Below are 19,137 nucleotides of genomic sequence, written 5' to 3'. Positions count from 1 at the left end.
CGCCGTGCCCGCGATGCCGGAATCAGGAACCGCGGTAGGTGGAGTACGCCCAGGGGCTGACCAGCAGCGGCACGTGGTAGTGGCCGGCGGCATCGGCAATGCCGAAGTCCAGCGTCACGGTGTCGATGAAGGGCGGCTGCGGCAGCGCCACGCCGCGCGCGGCGAAGTAGGGCGCCACCTCGAACAGCAGGCGGTAGCGGCCGACGGCCATCGCCGCGGCATCGAGCAGCGGGCCGTCCGGCGCCCGGCCGTCGCCGTTCAGGCGCAGCGACTTCAGCGTGGTGGGCTGCGCGCCGTCCAGCCGCTGCAGCGTCACCTGCATGCCCGCGGCGGGGCAGCCGTTCATCGTGTCGAGCACATGGGTGCTGAGGTGTCCCATTGCGGGGGCTTTCGGTTGGTGGGATGCGGAAAAGTGTATACACTTTGTGTCGTCCGTCAACCGACCCCGACCCGCATGCCGCGCCGCGCCGCCCGCTCGTCCCCTGCCGCCAAGGCCGTGGCACCCGCCACCGCGGCGGGCAGCACGCAGCGCATCGTCGAGGCCATCACCACCGCCATCGTCGAGCGCCGGCTGATGCCCGGCACCAAGCTCGCCGAGCAGAAGATCGCCGACCTGTTCGCCGTCTCGCGCACCATCGTGCGCCAGGCGCTGAACCAGCTGGCCCGCGACCGGCTGGTCACCCTGACGCCGGCGCGCGGCGCCTACGTGGCCACGCCCAGCGTGGAGGAAGCGCGCCAGGTGTTCGAGCTGCGCGAGATGATCGAGAGCGCGATGGTGCGGCAGCTCTGCACCCGCATCGACGATGCGCAGATCCGGCAGCTGCGCGCCCACCTCGCGCAGGAACGCGAGGCCGTGGCACGCACCGACGTGCCCGGCCGCACCCGGCTGCTGGCCGACTTCCACGTGGTGCTGGCGCAGATCTTCGGCAACGAGGTGCTGGCGCAGCTGCTGGCCGACCTGCTGAACCGGTCTTCGCTGATCGCGCTGATGTACCAGTCCTCGCATTCGGCCGAGGCCTCGCAGGCCGAGCACGAGCAGATCGTCGAGGCGCTGGCGCGGCGCGACGCGCGGGCCGCGGTGAAGCTGATGGCCCAGCACCTGCACAGCGTCGAACGCAACCTGCGCCTGAACCCGCGCACGCCGGACCTGGCCGCCGCGCTGCGGCCGGTCGATTGAGCGCGCCGCCGCGAGCCACCTGTCGACGTCCTTCGCCGCCCTTCGAGAAAGCCCGATCGATGAACCTTCCGCTGCCCCGCTACCCGCGCGACCTGAAAGGCTACGGCCGCCAGCCGCCACAGGCCCGCTGGCCCGGCCAGGCCCGCGTGGCGCTGCAGTTCGTGCTGAACTACGAGGAGGGCGGCGAGAACTCGGTGCTGCACGGCGACGCCGGCAGCGAGCAGTTCCTCTCGGAGATGTTCAACCCCGCGGCCTACCCGGCGCGGCACCTGAGCATGGAGGGCATCTACGAGTACGGTGCGCGCGTCGGCGTCTGGCGCATCCTGCGCGAGTTCGAGCGCCGCGGCCTGCCGCTCACGGTGTTCGGCGTGTCGATGGCGCTGGAACGCTGCCCCGAGGTCACCGCCGCCTTCGTCGAGCTGGGCCACGAGATCGCCTGCCACGGCTGGCGCTGGATCCACTATCAGACAATGGACGCGGCCACCGAGCGCGAGCACCTGCAGCGCGGCATGGCCATCCTGCGGCGGCTGGCCGGCACAGGGGGTGACCACGGCCTGGGCTGGTACACCGGCCGCGACAGCCCGAACACGCGCCGGCTGGTGGTCGAGCACGGCGGCTTCGAATACGACAGCGACTACTACGGCGACGACCTGCCGTTCTGGCTGCAGGTGAAGACGAGCAGCGGCGAACTGGCGCCGCACCTCGTGGTGCCCTACACGCTGGACTGCAACGACATGCGCTTCGCGCTGCCGCAGGGCTACAGCCATGGCGACGAATTCTTCGAGTACCTGCGCGACGCCTTCGACGTGCACTACGACGAAGGCGACGAGCGCCCGGCGATGATGAGCATCGGCATGCACTGCCGCCTGCTCGGCCGCCCGGGCCGCCTGCGTGCGCTGCAGCGCTTCCTCGACCATGTGCAGCGCCACGACCGGGTGTGGATCACGCGCCGCATCGACATCGCGCGGCACTGGAAGGCCACGCACCCCTTCGACCCCGCCAACGCCTTCGTCTGGGAATGAGCGCCATGCTGACCCTCGACCAGCTCAACCAGGCCGCCAGCGCGGCCGCGTTCGCCGCCTTGCTGGACGGCACCTACGAACACTCGCCGTGGATCGCCGAGCGCGCCGCGGCGCAGCGGCCGTTCCGCACGCTGGCGCAGCTGAAGCTGGCGCTGGTGCAGGTGGTGCGCGAGGCCGGCGTCGACGCGCAGCTGAAGCTGATCCGCGCCCACCCGGAACTGGCCGGCAAGGCGATGGTGAGCAAGACGCTCACCGCCGAGTCGACGAACGAGCAGGGCAAGGCGGGCCTGACCGACTGCACGCCGGAGGAGTTCGCGCAGCTGCAGCAACTGAACGCCGACTACAACGCGCGTTTCGGCTTCCCGTTCATCCTGGCGGTGCGCGGCCCGCGCGGGCTGGGGCTGCACCGGCACGAGATCATCGCCACCTTCGCGCGGCGCCTGGCGCATCCGGTGGACTACGAGCGCGAGGAATGCCTGCGCAACATCCACCGCATTGCCGAGATCCGCCTGAACGACAAGTTCGGCCACGTGCCGGCCGAAGGCAACCGGGTGTGGGACTGGGCCGAGGCGCTGGCCGCGCACAGCGACCCCGGCTTCGCCGAGCAGGGCCAGCTGACCGTGACCTACCTGACCGACGCGCACCGCGCCTGCGCGCGGCAGCTGGCAGGCTGGATGCGCGACGAGTGCGGCTTCGACCGGGTGGAGATCGACGCGGTCGGCAACGTGGTCGGCGTCTACGAAGGCAGCGACCCCGCCGCGCCGCGGCTGCTCACCGGCAGCCACTACGACACCGTGCGCAACGGCGGCAAGTACGACGGGCGCCTGGGCATCCTGGTGCCGATGGCCTGCGTGCGCGCGCTGCACCAGGCCGGCCGGCGCCTGCCCTTCGGCATCGAGGTGATCGGCTTCGCGGAAGAGGAAGGCCAGCGTTACAAGGCCACCTTCCTCGGCTCCGGCGCGATCACCGGCCACTTCGACCCGCGCTGGCTCGACCAGCAGGACGCCGACGGCGTGACGATGCGCGACGCGATGGCCGCCGCCGGCCTGCGCGTGGCCGACATCGGGGCGCTGAAGCGCGACCCCGCGCGCTACCGCGGCTTCGTCGAGGTCCACATCGAGCAGGGCCCGGTGCTCAGCGAGATCGACCTGCCGCTGGGCATCGTCACCTCGATCAACGGCGGCCGGCGCTTCGTGGGCGAGATGATCGGCATGGCCAGCCATGCCGGCACCACGCCGATGGACCGCCGGCGCGATGCCGCGGCCGGCGTCGCCGAGCTGATCCTCTACCTTGAAAAGAGAGCGGCCAGCCAGCCGCACCTGGTGGGCACGGTGGGCCTGCTGGACGTGCCCGGCGGCTCGATCAACGTGGTGCCGGGCCGCTGCCGCTTCAGCCTGGACATCCGTGCCACCACCGACGCGGTGCGCGACGCCTGCGTGGCCGACGTGCTGGCCGAACTGCAGGCCCTGTGCGTCCGCCGCGGCCTGCAGCACCGGCTGGAGGAGACCATGTGCGCCGCCGCCGCGCCCAGCGACCCGCGCTGGCAGCGGCGCTGGGAAGCGGCGGTGCAATCGCTGGGCCTGGCCGTGCACCGCATGCCCAGCGGTGCCGGCCACGACGCGATGAAGCTGCACGAGGTGATGCCGCAGGCCATGCTGTTCGTGCGCGGCCTGAACGCCGGCATCAGCCACAACCCGCTGGAATCGTCGACCAACGACGACATCGAGCTCGCGGTGCGGGCCTTCCAGGCACTACTATCCGATGAAATGAGCGACATGCCATGAATGCCTACGAACAGCTGGATGCCTGGATCGACGCCCACTTCGAAGACGAGGTGAAGTTCCTGCAGGCCCTGGTGCGCGTGCCCACCGACACGCCGCCGGGCAACAACGCGCCGCATGCCGAGCGCACCGCCGAGCTGCTGCAGGACTTCGGCCTGCAGGCCGAGAAGCACCCGGTGCCGGCGCAGCAGGTCAAGGCCTACGGCCTGCAGTCGATCACCAACCTGATCGTGCGCCAGCGCTTCGGCGCCGGGCCGACCGTGGCGCTGAACGCGCATGGCGACGTGGTGCCACCGGGCGATGGCTGGCAGCACGACCCCTACGGCGCCGAGATCGAGGACGGCAAGCTCTACGGCCGCGCCGCCGCGGTGAGCAAGAGCGACTTCGCCAGCTACACCTTTGCCCTGCGTGCGCTGCAGGCGCTGGGCCTGCCGCTGAAGGGCACGGTGGAGCTGCACTTCACCTACGACGAGGAATTCGGCGGCGAGCTGGGCCCCGGCTGGCTGCTGGCCAACCAGCTGACGAAGCCGGACTACCTGCTGGCCGCCGGCTTCAGCTACCAGGTGATCACCGCGCACAACGGCTGCCTGCAGATGGAGGTGGCGGTGCACGGCCGCATGGCGCATGCGGCGATTCCCGACACCGGGCTCGACGCACTGCAGGGCGCGGTGCACATCCTGAACGCGCTGTACGAGCAGAATCGGCGTTATCGATCGGTCACCTCGCAGGTGGCGGGCATCAACCATCCGTACCTGAACGTCGGCCGCATCGAGGGCGGCACCAACACCAACGTCGTGCCCGGGCTGGTGGTGTTCAAGCTCGACCGGCGCATGATCCCCGAGGAGAACCCGGCCGAGGTGGAGGCCGACGTGCGCCGCGTGATCGCCGAGGCCGCCGCCGCGGTGCCCGGCCTGCGGGTGGAGATCCGGCGCCTGCTGCTGGCCACCTCCTGGCAGCCCGATGCGCGCAGCGCGCCGCTGGTGCAGGCGCTGCAGCGTCATGGCGAAGCGGTGTTCGGCGAGCCGATTCCCACCTCCGGCACGCCGCTGTACACCGACGTGCGGCTGTACGCCGCGGCCGGTGTGCCGGCGGCGATCTACGGCGCCGGGCCGCGCACGGTGTTCGAAAGCAATGCCAAGCGCGCCGACGAGCACCTGGTGCTGGAAGACCTGCGCCGCGCCACCAAGGTCGTCGCGCGCAGCGTGTTCGACCTGCTGCAGTAGCCAGGGCTGCGGCGCACCGATGGGCCTGGTCTATTCCACCGACAGTGGCGGGCGCATGTGCCCGCAGTGCCGGCAGCCGCTGGCCAGCTGCCGCTGCAAGCAGGCGGCCGCGGCCGCGCCGGCGGGCGACGGGGTCGTGCGCGTCGCGCGCGAGGTGGCCGGTCGGCGCGGCAAGGCGGCGACGGTGGTGCGCGGCGTGCCCTTGGCCGGGCCAGAGCTGGCTGCGCTGGCCAAGCAGCTGAAGACCGCCTGCGGCGCCGGCGGCAGCCTGAAGGACGGCGTGATCGAGGTGCAGGGTGAGCATGTCGACACCGTGATGGCGTTGCTGCGCGCGAAGGGCTGGGTGGTCAAGCGCTCGGGCGGATAGGGGCCTGGCGCAGGCCGCGCGGGGGTAGCATCCCCGCCACGATGGCGACCGATCCGCACACCTTGCACAGCCTGAACCTGGCGCTGCGCGCCGGCCTGGTGGCCGTGCTGCTGCTGGTGGCGCTGGTGTTGTGGCGCGACCACCGGCGCTCGGTGGCGGCGCGGCTGGGCACGGCCTGCGCGCTGGGTGTCGCGGCCTATGCGCTGTATCTGCTGCCGGGCTTTGCCGAACCGCCGCAGGTGTGGCAGCTGCCGATCGCGGCGCTGAGCACCGGCAACGCGGTGGTGTTCTGGCTGCTGTCGCGTGCGCTGTTCGCCGAACCCTTCCGCCTGAAGCCCTGGCATGGCGCGGCCTGGGGCCTGCTGGCCGGGGCCGGGCTGGTCAACTGCTATGCGCTGGCGCCGCAGCAGCCGCTGGCCGAGGCGCTGGGCGGCGCGATCCTGGTCATTACGCTGGGCTGCTCGCTGATGGCGGTGATGCAGTCGCTGGCCACCTGGCGCGGCGACCTGGTCGAAGGCCGGCGGCGGCTGCGCGTGTTCATCGTCGCGGCCGGCGCGGCCTACACCTTGCTGAACACCGGCACCAAGCTGGTCCTGCACGACCGGCCCGCGGCGGCCGAATGGGCCAGCCTGGTCGACGCGGTCGGCCTCGCGCTGGTGGTGCTGCCGATCGCGTGGCGCCTGCTGGGCAGCGTGCGGGCCGAACTGTTCGAGCTGCCGCCAGCGCCGGGGGTGCCGGTGCCGCTGGTGCCCAGCGCGGTCGAGCCGGCGCGAGACGACGGCACGGTCGCGCCGGCGCTCGACGCGGCCGACCTGCGCCGGGTGGCCGCGCTGCAGCGCCTGATGGAGCACGACCGCGTCTACCGCGAAGAGGGCCTGAGCATCGGCGCACTGGCCGAGCGGCTGGGCCTGGCCGAGCACAAGCTGCGGCGGCTCATCAACCAGCAGCTGGGCTGGCGCAACTTCAACCAGTACCTCAATGCCTACCGGCTGGCCGATGCCAAGGCCGCGCTGGCCGATCCGCAACGGGCCGAGGTGCCGGTGCTGACGATCGCGATGGACGCCGGCTTCCAGTCGCTCGGGCCTTTCAATCGCGCGTTCAAGGCCGACACCGGCCTCACGCCCAGCGAGTACCGGCGCCAGGCGCTGGCAGCGGCGCCTGGCGCCGCGCCGGCATCTGCGCCCGTCGAGCCACGGGCCGCCGCGCTGTCCGCGGCGCGCTGAGGCGCCTCACGATGAGCCCGTCTGCCACGTCGGCTGCCGCCAGCGCGACGGTCATGCTCGAAGGCGGCTGCGACTGCCGCCGCGTGCGCTACCGCCTGGCCTCGCGGCCGCTGTTCGTGCACTGCTGCCACTGCCGCTGGTGCCAGCGCGAGAGCGGCGCCTCGTTCGCGCTGAACGCGATGATCGAGGCCGACCGTGTGGCACTGCTGGCCGAAGCGCCCGAGCTGGTGCACACGCCGTCCGAAAGCGGCCTGGGCCAGCAGATCGCCCGCTGCCCGAGTTGCCGCATCGCCGTGTGGAGCCACTATGCCGGCGCCGGCCCGCTGCTGAGCTTCGTGCGCGTGGGCACGCTCGATGATCCCGACCAGTGCCCGCCGGACATCCACATCTTCACCGCGAGCAAGCAGCCCTGGGTCGTGCTGCCGCCCGGCACGCCGGCGGTGGCCGAGTACTACGACCGCGAGCAGCACTGGCCCGCGGAGAGCCTGGCCCGCCGGCAGGCCCTGCTGCCCCGCATCGAGGCCTACCAGGCCGCACTGAAAGCGCGTTAGGTGGGTTCCAGGCAAGGCCTGGCTTTCGTGATCCACCCCGTTCCCATCGAAGTCATTCGAACGCGGCCATCGCGCCGGGAACTCTTGCGGCAAGTCATCGGCCGCCCCACGCTTCGGGTGTAGGCTTCATAACGTGCAGGGCGTGGTGCCCGAGGTTGCGCATGCGTGCCGGCAGAGATTTTGCTTGTGCCAGGCATCTTGGCAGTTCCCGCTGGATGAGCTGAAACGCGAATCAGGAGTTGCTATGCCCCTCGCGATCCTAGTCGTCTACTTCCTCGACGAGGCCACGCTGCCGATCCTGAACCTGCATCTGGACGCGATCGCGCGCCGCACCAGAAGGCCGTATGTCATCTACGCGGCGGCTCCCCGGGTCAGTGAGCGCATTCGACAGCGGCTGATGGAACAGCCACAGCTTCGCCTGTTCGACTTTCGCGCCGATGGGCTCACCGGTTCACGAGAGCACTCGGCCCTGTTGGACCAACTGGTTCGCCAGGCCATCAGCGATGGCTGCGAGCAACTGTGCACCATGGATGTCGACGCCTTTCCGGTGGTGGATGCCTGGGACGAGGTGCTGGCTTCCGAAATCGCACGCGGGCAGTGGGCTGTGGCCGTCTTCCGGGCCGAGAACGGCGACACCGCCCTGCCGCATCCGAGTTGCTGCTGGTTCCCGGCGGAGCTGGTCCGGCGGCACGGCCTGACCTTCCTGCCAGAGCCTGCGGCGCTGTTCAGTGGCTCGCTGGGCGAGTTCCTGTCTGCCACGGGCCAGCGACCCGACTCCGGGATCGGGCTGGGCTGGCTGCTGTGGAGCGAGGGCCTGCCGTGGACCCGCCTGACGCGCACGAATGCGATCGACGACCACTACCTGATGGCCGGGGTCTACGGCGACATCGTCTTTCATCTGGGGGCCATGTCGTGGGCGGACCGCGACTTTCGGGGTGATCGGCAAGGCGTCGCGGTCTTGCGCCTGCTGGACGCCGTGGAAGCCTTGATGCGCCGTCATGGCTGGTTCGTCGGCAGGGCGGCGGCCATCTGGCACTCGCTGAGCTACCGCTTCAGCCGCTCGCTGGTGGCGCGCACCAACGCCACCTTCAGCCGCATCGCAGCCTCGCTGTCCCGCGATCCCGACGCCTACATCGCGCGGCTCAGGGGGAGGTCCGGCGGCGCGCAAGCAGCCGAACCGTGAGCCCAGCGCGACGCGCACCGGACCCCGCGTGTTGCCTACAGCGACTTCAACGCCGAGATCGACGGCGCGAAGAAATACTCGCCGCCCTTGAGCGTGACGAAGCCGTGGAAGTCGACCGCGCGGCGCGGGGTGGCCGCGCCGCCGCCCCACTGCAGCGGGCAGCGCTGGCCGCCGCCGCTGCGTGCCTGGCCGATGACGGGGTCGATGCCGGTGCGCGGCGTGGCATGCGCGAACAGCGGGTTGTTGGCCCAGCTGGCCTGCGTGAATTCGAACTGGCGCGCGATGTTGGCCTGGTAGGCCATGAACAGCAGTCCGACGCCGGCGGTGGGCAGGTCGGCGGGCTTGAGCTGGGGATCGTCGGGCGCGTGGCTGCGGCGGCCGTAGGGGATGCCGCGGCGCGGCATCAGGTGCGCGCGTTCCTGCTCGATCGTCGCGCCCAAGGCGCCGGTTTCTCCGCGTGGGTTCGCCTTGCGCACATGCGCATGGAACGGGCACTTGGCGCCCTCGGGATCGTCGAGGAAGTCGAAGTTGTTCGGCACCGGGTGGTTCATGCCGGGCGCACCCTGCAGCACCAGCGGCGTGCCGTCGCGGAAGCGGCCGACCATCATCGCGCCGGCGCGAGCGAGGCCATCGCCCTTCAAGCCCAGCGCCTGGGCCACGCGGGCCTCGGCCTGGTGGAAGGCGCGCACGTTCTGCTCGAGCTTGCGGAACACCAGGTAGCTGCCGAAGCTGTGCGGCGAGCCGCCGCCGGGGTCCTTGACCAGCGCGATGTCGAGCCCGACCGCGGGGTCCCACACCGAGCTGCCGTCGCGGCGGTCGCGCTCGCGCTCGATGTCCTCCTGCAGCATCAGCGGCTGGCTGCGGCCGTCGACATAGCCGAAATGCTCGACGCCTTCGCCGGGGCTCAGCTGCGAGGCCATGCCGCTGCCGCTCTCTTCGCCTGCCAGCACCACGCCGGCCGGCAGGCTGGCCAGCAGCGCCTTGCGGCCGCGCTGCAGCGCCGCCGGCGTGGCATCGGCCAGCAGCACCAGCGCGTGCAGCGGACCGCGCAGGTGTTCGTCCCAGGACCGGGGGGCGGGGTCGTTCAGCGCCGCGCGGCGCGCGGCCATGCCTTCGATGAAGGCCGGGTCGTGCGGGATCTTCTTGTCGGCCACGGCCAGCGCCTGGTAGCCGGCGTGCGACAGGCATAGCAAGGTCACCAGCCCGGCGGGCTTGCCGCTGCGCTGGAAGGCCTGGCTGTCCTTCAGCTGCTTCAGGGCGCTGGTCACCTGGCGCGCCGTGCGGTGCACCCAGGCGCGTGCGGCCACGGGTTCGTCGAAGCGCAGGAACAGCTGCGCCGTGTGGCGCCGGCCGTGGCCCTTCAGGATGTTGGCCTGCAGGTCCTGCAGCAGCTGGCGTTCCTCGGGCGAGGCCTGGCGCCAGGCCAGCGGTTGGCTCAGGTCGATCGGCATCGCGGGCTCCGCGCGCGTCAGGCGTGGGGTTTGCTGATCGGGCCCTCGGCGCCGTGCACCGCGTTCGAGTACAGGAACTGCACCGGCAGCTTCACCTTGCGCGGCGGGTCGCTGACTTCCTTGAACACGAGCTTCAGGTTGCCTTCGTCGCCGGCCTGGAAGATCGGCTGGTCGCCGACCTCCTGGCCGGCGCGCGAGGTCCAGCCGAGGAAGTCGTTGCTGCCATGGGTGATCGCATCGTTGACATCGGCATCGGTGCGGAACTCGTTGATCTCGTGGTACAGCGTGCCGACGACGTTCTTCCAGGGCTTGTCGAAGACGACGATGCCGTTCTCGCGCCCGTTGGCCCCGAACTGCGAGAAGACGTTGGCCGAGTAGTACAGCGTGATGCGCTTGCCGCCGCGCTGGATGTGCAGCGAGCCGTGGTAGCCGCCCAGGCCGTTGAGCGAGCTGGAATCATCCAGCTTCAGCACCGTGCCGGGCGGCAGCAGCAGGTTGAAGATGCAGCTGTCGAGGTCGCTCCTGGCGATCAGCCCGGCGTCGAACAGCGCGGTCACCTGGGCCTGCACCGCCGGCTCGTCCAGCTGCTTGGGCCGGGGCTGGTCCAGCACGAAGGAGGCGCGCATGTCGCAGCCGGGCTTGGCGCCCGGGAAGTACTGCAGCAGCACGTTGTTCAGGTGCTTGTGGCGCATCGCCCGGTTGATCGCGTTGTCGATCGAGGCGACGTCGGCGGCCTGCCACGAAGCCTGCCCGCCCAGGTAGACGTTCTGGAACTCGATCTGCGGGATGACGCGGCCGCCGTGGAAGACCAGGTCCTCCAGCGGCGCCGGGCTGATGCCGGGGGCGATGGCCTTGGGCCGTGCCCAGCCGCCGCCGGGCAGCGCCGAATACTTGCGGTACAGCGCCTCGGCCTTCGAGCCGGGGCGGGCCTGGATGCGCATCGGCATCGCATGGGCATAGGGGGTGGCCATCGTCGTCTCCCGCGCACCGGAGCGGCCGGTGCTGGCAGCGATGATCGGCCGGGCCGCCGGGCGGCGGCATCCCCAGGGCGATGGAGAGTGCTGGCCGCGTCGATCAGACGATATCGGCCACCAGCCCCTCGCACAGCGCGTGCAGCCGGGCGGCCTCGTCGGCCGGCAGCTCGCCGGCGCGCAGCAGGGTGGCGCGCTGGATCGCGCGCAGGCGGAACAGCAGCTCGTCTTCCACGGCTTCGACCTCGGCCGCGTCCTGCGCGCTGACATCGGCCTGCGCCCACAGGCCGCTGGCGTACCAGCCGGTGCGCAGCCGGCGCAGCAGGTGCTGGGCCAGGCCCAGGGCGTCGACCAGCGTCGGCGTCTGCGTGGCCTCCGCCAGCTCGTTGACGCTGTTCTCGGCCGCCTGCAGCGCGCCGTCCAGCGCGATCAGTCGGTGGTGGATGGCGGCGGGGCTCAGCGTGGCCTCGGGCAGCGGCTGCTGGCGCGCGGCCTGCGCGATGCGGCCGACCCAGCTCAGGTCGAATTCACCGGGCACCACGCGCAGCGCGACGCTGGCGCGCGCCAGCTGCGGATGGCCGCCGCGCAGCACGCCCAGCGCGGCTTCGGTCACCGCCAGCAGCTTGCCCTGCGGCGACACCTGCTCCGAGCGCAGCCCATGCGGGTAGCCGGAACCGTCCAGTCGCTCGTGGTGCTCGGCGATCGCGCGCGCCACGGTGGCCGGGTAGCTGGTGAGCTGGCTGATCAGCAGGCTGCCGACATGCGGGTGCACCACCAGCTGCTGGTAGCTCTGGAAGTCCAGCGTGCGGTCGGCGTCCAGCTCGCCGTACAGCGGGTCGATGTACATCTCGCCCAGGTCGTGCAGCAGGCCGCAGAGCATGGCCACGCGCAGCTCGGCGATGCCGCCGCCGTGGGCGATCATCAACGCGCCGTTCAGCGCCATGGCCTGCAGCGCGTGCTCGAAGCTCTCGGGCCGCGAGGCCTGGCCGGCCGTCAGCAGCAGCTGCGCCACCGGGTGCAGCGGCAGGTGGGCGGCCTCCTGCAGCAGGCGCGCGGCATGGCGGCTCAGCAGCGCGGACACCGGCGTGTCCCTGGCCAGCATCTTCTCGGTGGCCTGCACCAGCGCCATCGGCGTCACGCCGTCCTCGGCCACCAGGCAGCTCTCCAGCGGGTGGCGCAGCTTGCGGTCGAGCAGCTTGCGCTGCAGCGCGCCGGACACCGGCATGTCGCGCGCCCACAGCTTGGTGCCGGTGATGTCGAAGATGTCGCGCGACGCGATGATGCTCTTCGTCTGGCTGGCCTCGAGGATGGTGGCCAGCGCATGCGGGTTGGCGGTGCTGAAGCCGGACTTGGGGGCGGGCGCGTTCATGCGGACTCTCCTGGGGTGACGTCCGGTGTTTCGGCCGCCGCCAGCCGTGCCCTGAGCACGGAATGGTGACAGGAGGAAAGCGCCCGTAAACGGATGCGAGCGCCCCGGCGTGCTATGCTCGGTATGTCTCCAATGGAGACATTTCGGCACCGAGCAGGAGCATTCCATGGTTTTCGAGCAGATCCGGCAGCAGGCGATCGACGCCGTGCCCTTCGCGCGCCTGGCCGGCGTGGTGATCGACGAGGTGGCCCGCGGCCGCAGCCGCGCCTCGCTGCAGCAGCGCGACGAGGTGTCGAACCACGTCGGCACCTTGCACGCCGCGGCGCTGTTCGCGCTGGGCGAAGCGGCTTCCGGCGCGGCGATGGCCGGCGCGCTGGCGCCGCTGATCCTGCAGCTGCGCCCGGTGGCCAGCGAGGCGCGCATCCGCTACCTCAACGCGGCCCGCGGCCTGGTAAGGGCCGAGGCCCGGGTGCCGCAGGATCCCGACACGCTGGTGCAGCAGCTGCGTGAGCAGGGCCGCCTGCGCTTCGAGGTGCAGGTGGCCTTGAGCGACGCGGCCGGCGAGCCGGTGGCCGAAATGACCGTAGAGTGGCACGCCCGACTGATGACCCGCTGAAGCCCGCATGCCCGCACCGCCGTCGCCGCGCAGCACCTTCCACCACGGCGACCTGAAGGCGCAGGCGCTGGCGGCGGCGCGCCAACGGCTGGCCGCGCAGGGACCCGACAGCCTGGGGCTGCGCGAGCTGGCCACGGCGCTGGGGGTCAACCACCGTGCGCTGTACCGGCATTTCCCCGACCGCGGCGCGCTGATCCACCAGGTGGCCGCCGCCGAGCTGGCCGGCCTGGTCGACGCGATGGAGCAGGCGGCGCAGGCCGAGCCGCAGCCGCTGCGCCAGCGCGAGGCGATGATGGCCGCCTACATCGGCCATGCGCTCGACCAGCCGCGCCTGTACGAGCTGGTGTTCTCGCTGCCGCTGCGCGACGACCTCGATGCCGAGACCGCCGTCGGCCTGCAGGTGCGGCGCCTGATCAAGCTGGCGGCGCGGCTGTTCGCCGATGCCGGCGACAGCGCGGCGCAGACGCGCGACCGCGTGATCCGCAGCTGGGCCACCGCGCACGGCCTGCTGCTGCTGGCCCAGCGCGGCGCGCTGAAGCTCGGCAGCCGGCGCCAGGCCGAACGCTACCTGCTGGCGGCGGCCTTCGGCCGCGACCCGGCGCCCTGAGGCATGGCGGGCGCGATCCCGCGCCAGAACTTCGCTTCAGCGCTGCGCCGGTCGGTTCAGCGTGCCTTCGACGCCGGCCAGGAACGTCCGTTCCTCGCGCAGGATGAAGCGCCGCTGCTGCGCGAAGCCGAAGTTCGCCTGGCCCTCTGCGTCGGCCCTCAGCCGCGTGCGGTAGGCCTCGTAGTCGGCCAGGCTGGCGAAGCCGATCAGGCCCCAGGCGATGTCGTTGGTGCCCTCGTGCGGCAGGAAGTAGCCGAGCAGTTCGCCGCCGCAGCGCGGGATGATGCGGCCCCAGGCCTCGGCATAGGACTGGAAGGCGTCGCGCTGGAACGGGTCGATCTGGTAGCGGATGAAGACGGTGAGATTCATGGTCCTGGAATTGCTGATCCGACGCACGCAGCGTAGGGCCTGCGCCACCATCAATGCTTCGTCTACCATCGAACCATGAAAGACGGACCCCACATCGCGCGCATCGCCGCGCTGATCGGCGACCTGGCCCGGGCCGAGATGCTGACGGCGCTGATGGGCGGCCAGGCCCTCACCGCCACCGAGCTGGCCGCGGTGGCCGGCGTCACCCGACAGACCGCCAGCGCGCACCTGGCCAAGCTGGTCGATGCGCGGCTGCTGGCCCTGCAGGCCCAGGGCCGCCACCGCTACTACCAGCTGGCCGACGAGGACGTGGCGCGCCTGCTCGAAAGCCTGATGGGCGTGGCCTGGCGCGCCGGCGCACTGCGCCTGCGTTCGAGCCCGCGCGAGCCGGCGCTGCGCAGCGCCCGCGTCTGCTACGACCACCTGGCCGGCGACCATGGCGTGCAGCTGTTCGAGAGCCTGCTGAGGCACCGGCTGGTCGCCGCGGCGGGCGACGACGCCCAGGCGCTGCAGCCCACCCGGGCGGGGGCGCGCTTCTTCGAGGACTTCGGCATCGACGTGGCGACCCTGGCCACGCAGCGCCGCCCGCTGTGCCGCCGCTGCCTGGACTGGAGCGAGCGCCGCCACCACCTCGGCGGCGCGATCGGCGCGGCCCTGCTGCAACGCCTGTACGCACTGGGCTGGGCCCGGCGCGCGAAGGATTCCCGCGTGGTGGTGTTCACGCCGCCGGGTGAGCGGCAGTGGCGCGAGCGGTTCCGGCTGGCCGCGTCCTGAACCGCGCCATGAGCCGCGCCATGAGCCGGGCATCACGCCGCGGGCGGCCTCAATAGCTCACTTCGAAGCGGGTGCCCTTGTACTCGAACACCGCGCTGCGCAGGCGGATCGTCTGCAGCACCAGCCCGGGCGCGGCGGCCTCGCCTTCGTGCAGCAACTGGCCATTGACGATCAGCATGCGCGCCGCGGGCTGCGGCGAATCCATCGCGCCGCCGAAGCTCAGGGCCGGCAATTCGCGGCGCAGCGCGTCGGGCAGTTCCTTCAGCTGCGGCAGGCGTGCCGGCGCGGCCCCGGTGCTGGCTGGCGCCGAGGCGGCCACCGGCGCCGACGCGCTGGCCAGGGCCGGCCTCGGCATCGGCGCGGCCGAGGCCGATGCCACGGACGCGGCCGGCCGCGCGGCGGCCGGCACGGCCACCGGCGCGGGCGCCGGCGCTGGCGCTGGCGCCGGCACGGGGGGCAGCGACAGCGCCGCTGCCGACGGGACCGCGGCTGCGCTGGTCGCGGCCGCTGCGACCGCGGGCGGCGCCAGCACCCCCCCGCTGGCGGGAGCCGATGCCGGTGCGACCTCGGCCGTGACGCCGGCCGCGACGCCGGCTGCGGGAGTGGAGGCGGGGCGCAGCAGCCACCACGCGCCGGCGGCGCCGGCGGCCAGCGCGGCGACCGCCAGCCCCACCAGGCGCAGGCCGCGCCGGGCGCCGGGTGCTGCGGCAGATGGCGGCGCCAGCGGCACCGGCTGCGCATGCAGGTCGGGCACCGCACCGCGGCTGCGTTCGGCGTCGGCGCGCCGCAAGGCATCGAGCACGTAGGACATGCGCTGTCAGTTCTCCTGCCGCAGCCGCGGCTCGTCGATGCCGGCGGCCCGGTTCAGCTGCATCAGCGTCATCGGGCCGGCCAGGCCGTCGGGCTTCAGGCCCTGGGCCAGCTGGAAGGCGGCGATGCGCTGGCGCAGTGGCCGCTCATTTTCCGCACTATCGGCGGACAGCTTCCGCAGCTGGGCGCCGAGCCAGTCGGCCAGCGCCTGCTGCTGGGCGGCGGGCAGGTCGCGGCGCTCGGGGGACCCGCCATCGGGCAGGCCGTCGGGCGCCCGCCACAGCGTCGCGAATTCGCCCTGCCAGCGCTGCGCCAGGGCCGCCAGCGGCAGCGTGCGTGGCCGGCCGTCCACCTGCAGCAGTGCATCGCGTTCGCCCAGGCCCAGCAGCAGCGCGTAAGCCGGCCGACCGCCGTCGTCGCGCAGCGGCAGCAGGCCGGGCCGGGCGAGCTGGCGGATCTGCGCCAGGGTCAGCGTCGCGCGGTGGCAGCGCAAGGGCTGGCCGGCGCTGCAGGGCGGAGCCGTCAGCGCGGCGCCCTCGGGCCACAGCGCGGCGAGTTCGCGCCAGGCGGGGGCTTCTTCGCGCGACAGCAGCGGCAGCAAGGCCGCCAGGTCGATCGGTGTCGGCGCCGGCCGGGCGGCGGCCGTCGCGGGGACCGAGGCAGCCGCGCCGGCGCTTGCGGCCGCGAAGGGCCTGCCCGCGGGGGCGCTGGCCGCCGCACTCGCGGCCGCCGCCGCACCGGCCACTGCCGTGGCACCCGGCGCTCGCCACCAGCCTGCCGCAGCGGCCAGCCCCAAGGCGCCCAGCAGCACGCCGGCCGCGCCGGCCAGCAGCAGGCGTTCGCGTGGCAGGCGCTGTGCGCTGGCCGCGCCATCGTCGAACACCTCGCGCGCCGCCTGCGCCACGATGCGCCGGTCCACCCGCGCATGGCCGCCGGCGTAGGCGCCCAGCAGCGCACGGTCGCACAGCAGGTTGATGCGCCGCGGCACGCCGCGCGCCAGCGCATGGATGCGGCGCAGCGCCGCGGGCTCGAAGGGCAGCTCGCCGTGCAGGCCGGCCACGCCCAGGCGGTGGCGGATGTAGGCCTCGCCCTCGTCGGCCGTCAGCGCCTGCAGGTGGTAGCGCGCGATCACCCGCTGCGCCAGCGGCTCGAGCTCCGGCCGCGCCAGCATCTCGCGCAGCTCGGGCTGGCCGATCAGGATGATCTGCAGCAGCTTGCGCTCGGCGGTCTCCAGGTTGGTCAGCAGGCGCAACTGCTCCAGCAGCGTGGCCGAGAGGTTCTGCGCCTCGTCGATGATCAGCACGTTGTTGCGGCCCTGCGCATGGGCCTGCAGCAGGAAGGCGTTCAGCGGGTCGAGGTAGTGCTTGACCGTCGGCGCGCCGGCGGGTTCGGGCAGCGCGAGGTGGAACTCGTCGCAGATGGTCTTCAGCAGCTCGGTGTCGGTGAGGCGCGGGTTGAAGATGTAGGCCACGTTGCAGCTGGCCGGCACGCGTTCCAGGAAGCAGCGGCAGACGGTGGTCTTGCCCGCGCCGATCTCGCCGGTCAGCAGCACGAAGCCGCCGCCGCCCTGCAGCCCGTAGAGCAGGTGCGCCAGCGCCTCGCGGTGGCGCTCGCTCATGAACAGGAAGCGGGGATCGGGCGCAATCGAGAACGGCTCGCTGGCCAGCCCGAAGCGTTGCACGTACATGCGGCGAGCATACTGCCCGATAGACTTGGCACCCGGCGCCGCGCCTGCCGCCGTCCTCCGTTCGCCGCCCATGTCTGCCGACCCCTCCACCACCGCCACGCCAGCGCCTGCGCTGCGCGTGCTGGCCTTGCAGGCCGCGATGGCGCTGGCCGGCAGCGACGAGCCGGCGCGCCTGGCCGCGCTGCTGGGCTGGCCGGCGCACGCGCTGCGCGCGGCCTGGCCGGCCGAGGGGCTGCCCGCGGCCGACGCACGCGACCCGCTGGCGCCCGTGGCGGCCTGGTTCGCGCAGGCGCCCGAGGACGCCGCCAGCGCGGTGGCGCGGGCGATCGCCTTTCACCTGCAGCATGGCCGCGTCGAGCTCGCGGCGCCGATCGCGCTCGGCTTCGGCAGCGCCGCGCAGCGGCTGGCGCTGCTGCGCGAAGCGGGCTGGGCGCTGCTGTGGCGGCCGGCGCGCGCCGCGCTGGGCCAGCTGCTGGACAGCGTGGCGATGGAGCCCGAGGCCGACAGCGCCCCGGTGCTGGCGTTGCGCCTGGCCTGGTGGATCGAGGTCGAGCGCGTGCCGCATGTGGCCGACCGCCGGCTGCAGCAGGGCACGCCGCTGTCGGCCGCCGAGCAGGCGATGTTCCGCGCCCGCATCGCGCAGATCTTCGACGACGCGCGCGGCGCGCTGGCGCTGGCGCGCGAGGCGGTGGCCGGCTTCGCCAACGACCTGCAGCCGCAGGCGCTGATGGCGCAGTACGCGCTGGGCTTCGCGCTGCTCGACGCCGGCCTGCCCCGCGAGGCGCTGGCGCCGCTGGCCGACGTGGTGCGCGCTGCCGCGCGCGACGAGCTGCCGCTGCTGGCGCTGGACGTGCTGGCCGTGCGGGCGCGCGCCTGCGAGGAGCTCGACGATGCGGCGACGCTGGACGCCACGCTGCAGGCTGCGCGCGGCCTGATGGCCACGGCAGCGCCGTGCCCGGTGGCGCTGGTGCCGGTGCTGTCCAGCCTGCAGCGCCTGCAGCGCCTGCGCCAGCTGCGCTGCGTGTTCAGCGACGCCGAGCCCGCGGCCCCGCTGGCGCCCGACCCGTCGCCGGAGGCCTACGAGGCCTTCCCGAGCCTGGTGATCGATGCCGTGGCGCTGCAGCTGCAGGGTGCGCACGAGCGCGCGGGCGAGCAGCTCGAAGCCCTGTCGCAGCGCCTGGCGCTGGCCTTCCATTGCGCGAAGTGGCGCAACAGCCACCTGTATGCACGCCTGTGGTGGCTGGCGCGCCGACCCGATGGCAGTGCGCTGCAGGCCCTGCTGCAGCCGGCCCAGGCGCCAGCGGCCGATGCCACGCTGGTGGAGCTGCACCAGGCCGTGCTGCAGGCCGCGGCCGCGGTGCTGGCCGGCAAGCCCTGGCCAGCCCCGCTGCTTCTGGGCCTGCAGCAGAAGCTGGCCGCGCGGGGGCTGATCGCGCTGCAGCGGCGCCTGCAGCTGCTGCGCGGCATCGGCCCGCCGGTCGACCCCGAGGCGCTGCTGGCCTGGCTGACGCTGGCCACGGTGGACGGCCAGTTGCTCGACGCGTTGTGGCTCGCGCCCAAGCTCGCCGCCGCGCTCGAGGCCCTGCTGGGTTCGGTGGCCATCGTGCGCCATCCGGCCGAACGCCAGCTCGCGCAGCGCCTGTACCAGCACATGCAGGCGGCGCCGGCGGCACCCGCGGCCGCACCGGCGGACAGTCCGCAGGCCGCGCCGCCACCGCCGGCCGACCTGACCCAGCGCGAGTGGGAGATCCTGCAGCTGATCGGCCAGCACTTCACCAACGAGCAGATCGCCGCGCAGCTGAACGTCTCGATCGCCACCGTCAAGACGCACATCAACCGCATCTACGGCAAGCTGGCGATCGGCTCGCGGGCCGAGGCGGTGCAGCGGGCGCATCACCTGCGCTAGGGAAAGCCCCAGCCCGCGGGCGGGTGGCTCCACCGCGCGCATCCACCCCC

General features: G+C 72.8%; 19 protein-coding genes. 12 read left to right on the top strand and 7 right to left on the bottom strand.

Annotated features, from left to right (window positions below):
- Positions 1 to 22 precede the first annotated feature (22 nt).
- The gene (uraH, locus tag ACILR4_RS08480) at positions 23 to 379 is read right to left on the bottom strand and encodes a hydroxyisourate hydrolase (RefSeq protein WP_395700405.1); all 357 of its coding nucleotides are present in this window, start codon (positions 377 to 379) and stop codon (positions 23 to 25) included.
- A gap of 75 nt (positions 380 to 454) precedes the next feature.
- Here uraH and ACILR4_RS08475 point away from each other — a divergent pair, with 75 nt between their 5' ends.
- The 8 genes from ACILR4_RS08475 to ACILR4_RS08440 all read left to right on the top strand — a co-directional run bounded on the left by ACILR4_RS08475 (position 455) and on the right by ACILR4_RS08440 (position 8,527).
- A complete protein-coding gene (locus ACILR4_RS08475; protein WP_395700404.1) occupies positions 455 to 1,177 on the top strand; it encodes a GntR family transcriptional regulator in 723 nt (240 codons plus the stop codon).
- A 59-nt stretch (positions 1,178 to 1,236) separates the two neighbouring features.
- Complete coding sequence (gene puuE / locus ACILR4_RS08470; RefSeq protein ID WP_395700403.1) at positions 1,237 to 2,199, top strand: allantoinase PuuE; 963 nt, start codon at positions 1,237 to 1,239, stop codon at positions 2,197 to 2,199.
- A 5-nt stretch (positions 2,200 to 2,204) separates the two neighbouring features.
- Positions 2,205 to 3,983, top strand: coding sequence for a 2-oxo-4-hydroxy-4-carboxy-5-ureidoimidazoline decarboxylase (gene uraD, locus ACILR4_RS08465; RefSeq protein ID WP_395700402.1), 1,779 nt, complete (start codon positions 2,205 to 2,207; stop codon positions 3,981 to 3,983).
- A complete protein-coding gene (locus ACILR4_RS08460; RefSeq protein WP_395700401.1) occupies positions 3,980 to 5,203 on the top strand; it encodes a M20 family metallopeptidase in 1,224 nt (407 codons plus the stop codon). The genes uraD and ACILR4_RS08460 overlap by 4 nt, the downstream gene beginning before the upstream one ends.
- Before the next feature lie 19 nt (positions 5,204 to 5,222).
- Positions 5,223 to 5,570, top strand: a complete 348-nt coding sequence (locus tag ACILR4_RS08455; RefSeq protein WP_395700400.1) for a translation initiation factor Sui1 — start codon at positions 5,223 to 5,225, stop codon at positions 5,568 to 5,570.
- A 41-nt stretch (positions 5,571 to 5,611) separates the two neighbouring features.
- Positions 5,612 to 6,793, top strand: coding sequence for a helix-turn-helix domain-containing protein (locus ACILR4_RS08450; protein ID WP_395700399.1), 1,182 nt, complete (start codon positions 5,612 to 5,614; stop codon positions 6,791 to 6,793).
- An 11-nt stretch (positions 6,794 to 6,804) separates the two neighbouring features.
- Entirely contained in the window at positions 6,805 to 7,344 is a 540-nt protein-coding gene (locus tag ACILR4_RS08445; protein ID WP_395700398.1) for a GFA family protein, read from the top strand.
- Between the two features lie 244 nt (positions 7,345 to 7,588).
- On the top strand, positions 7,589 to 8,527 hold the full coding sequence (locus tag ACILR4_RS08440; protein WP_395700397.1) for a hypothetical protein: 939 nt from the start codon (positions 7,589 to 7,591) through the stop codon (positions 8,525 to 8,527).
- A gap of 35 nt (positions 8,528 to 8,562) precedes the next feature.
- On the opposite strand, the gene ACILR4_RS08435 is transcribed toward ACILR4_RS08440, so the two are convergent.
- The 3 genes from ACILR4_RS08435 to ACILR4_RS08425 form a co-directional block, all read right to left on the bottom strand.
- Positions 8,563 to 9,978 (bottom strand): Dyp-type peroxidase, encoded by a 1,416-nt coding sequence (locus ACILR4_RS08435; protein WP_395700396.1) that lies wholly within the window; start codon positions 9,976 to 9,978, stop codon positions 8,563 to 8,565.
- A 17-nt stretch (positions 9,979 to 9,995) separates the two neighbouring features.
- Entirely contained in the window at positions 9,996 to 10,949 is a 954-nt protein-coding gene (locus ACILR4_RS08430; RefSeq protein ID WP_395700395.1) for a hypothetical protein, read from the bottom strand.
- 103 nt (positions 10,950 to 11,052) lie between these two features.
- The gene (locus ACILR4_RS08425) at positions 11,053 to 12,318 is read right to left on the bottom strand and encodes an HD-GYP domain-containing protein (protein WP_395700394.1); all 1,266 of its coding nucleotides are present in this window, start codon (positions 12,316 to 12,318) and stop codon (positions 11,053 to 11,055) included.
- Positions 12,319 to 12,484: 166 nt separating this feature from the next.
- On the opposite strand from ACILR4_RS08425, the gene ACILR4_RS08420 reads away from it, so the two are divergent.
- Together ACILR4_RS08420 and ACILR4_RS08415 are read left to right on the top strand one after the other, a co-directional pair.
- The gene (locus ACILR4_RS08420; RefSeq protein WP_395700393.1) at positions 12,485 to 12,934 is read left to right on the top strand and encodes a PaaI family thioesterase; all 450 of its coding nucleotides are present in this window, start codon (positions 12,485 to 12,487) and stop codon (positions 12,932 to 12,934) included.
- A gap of 7 nt (positions 12,935 to 12,941) precedes the next feature.
- Positions 12,942 to 13,541 (top strand): TetR/AcrR family transcriptional regulator, encoded by a 600-nt coding sequence (locus tag ACILR4_RS08415; RefSeq protein ID WP_395700392.1) that lies wholly within the window; start codon positions 12,942 to 12,944, stop codon positions 13,539 to 13,541.
- A 36-nt stretch (positions 13,542 to 13,577) separates the two neighbouring features.
- On the opposite strand, the gene ACILR4_RS08410 is transcribed toward ACILR4_RS08415, so the two are convergent.
- A complete protein-coding gene (locus ACILR4_RS08410; RefSeq protein ID WP_395700391.1) occupies positions 13,578 to 13,910 on the bottom strand; it encodes an NIPSNAP family protein in 333 nt (110 codons plus the stop codon).
- A gap of 75 nt (positions 13,911 to 13,985) precedes the next feature.
- Between ACILR4_RS08410 and ACILR4_RS08405 the strand changes: the two genes are divergently transcribed.
- Positions 13,986 to 14,684 carry an ArsR/SmtB family transcription factor gene (locus tag ACILR4_RS08405; protein ID WP_395700390.1) on the top strand — a complete coding sequence of 233 codons (699 nt, stop codon included), beginning with the start codon at positions 13,986 to 13,988 and terminating at the stop codon, positions 14,682 to 14,684.
- Between the two features lie 49 nt (positions 14,685 to 14,733).
- Here ACILR4_RS08405 and ACILR4_RS08400 read toward each other — a convergent pair whose 3' ends face one another.
- Both ACILR4_RS08400 and ACILR4_RS08395 read right to left on the bottom strand, forming a co-directional pair.
- The gene (locus ACILR4_RS08400; protein WP_395700389.1) at positions 14,734 to 15,495 is read right to left on the bottom strand and encodes a general secretion pathway protein GspB; all 762 of its coding nucleotides are present in this window, start codon (positions 15,493 to 15,495) and stop codon (positions 14,734 to 14,736) included.
- 6 nt (positions 15,496 to 15,501) lie between these two features.
- Positions 15,502 to 17,181, bottom strand: coding sequence for an AAA family ATPase (locus ACILR4_RS08395; RefSeq protein ID WP_395700388.1), 1,680 nt, complete (start codon positions 17,179 to 17,181; stop codon positions 15,502 to 15,504).
- A gap of 70 nt (positions 17,182 to 17,251) precedes the next feature.
- Here ACILR4_RS08395 and ACILR4_RS08390 point away from each other — a divergent pair, with 70 nt between their 5' ends.
- Positions 17,252 to 19,087: a LuxR C-terminal-related transcriptional regulator gene (locus ACILR4_RS08390; protein WP_395700387.1), complete on the top strand. Its 1,836-nt coding sequence runs from the start codon at positions 17,252 to 17,254 to the stop codon at positions 19,085 to 19,087.
- The last annotated feature ends 50 nt before the right edge of the window (positions 19,088 to 19,137 follow it).

It is taken from the genome of Aquabacterium sp. (genome assembly GCF_044226965.1).
In the GTDB taxonomy this organism is placed as follows: domain Bacteria; phylum Pseudomonadota; class Gammaproteobacteria; order Burkholderiales; family Burkholderiaceae_C; genus Pseudaquabacterium.
The sequence above is the reverse complement of the archived record's forward strand: the minus strand, read 5'-3'. Positions and strand labels throughout refer to the sequence as shown.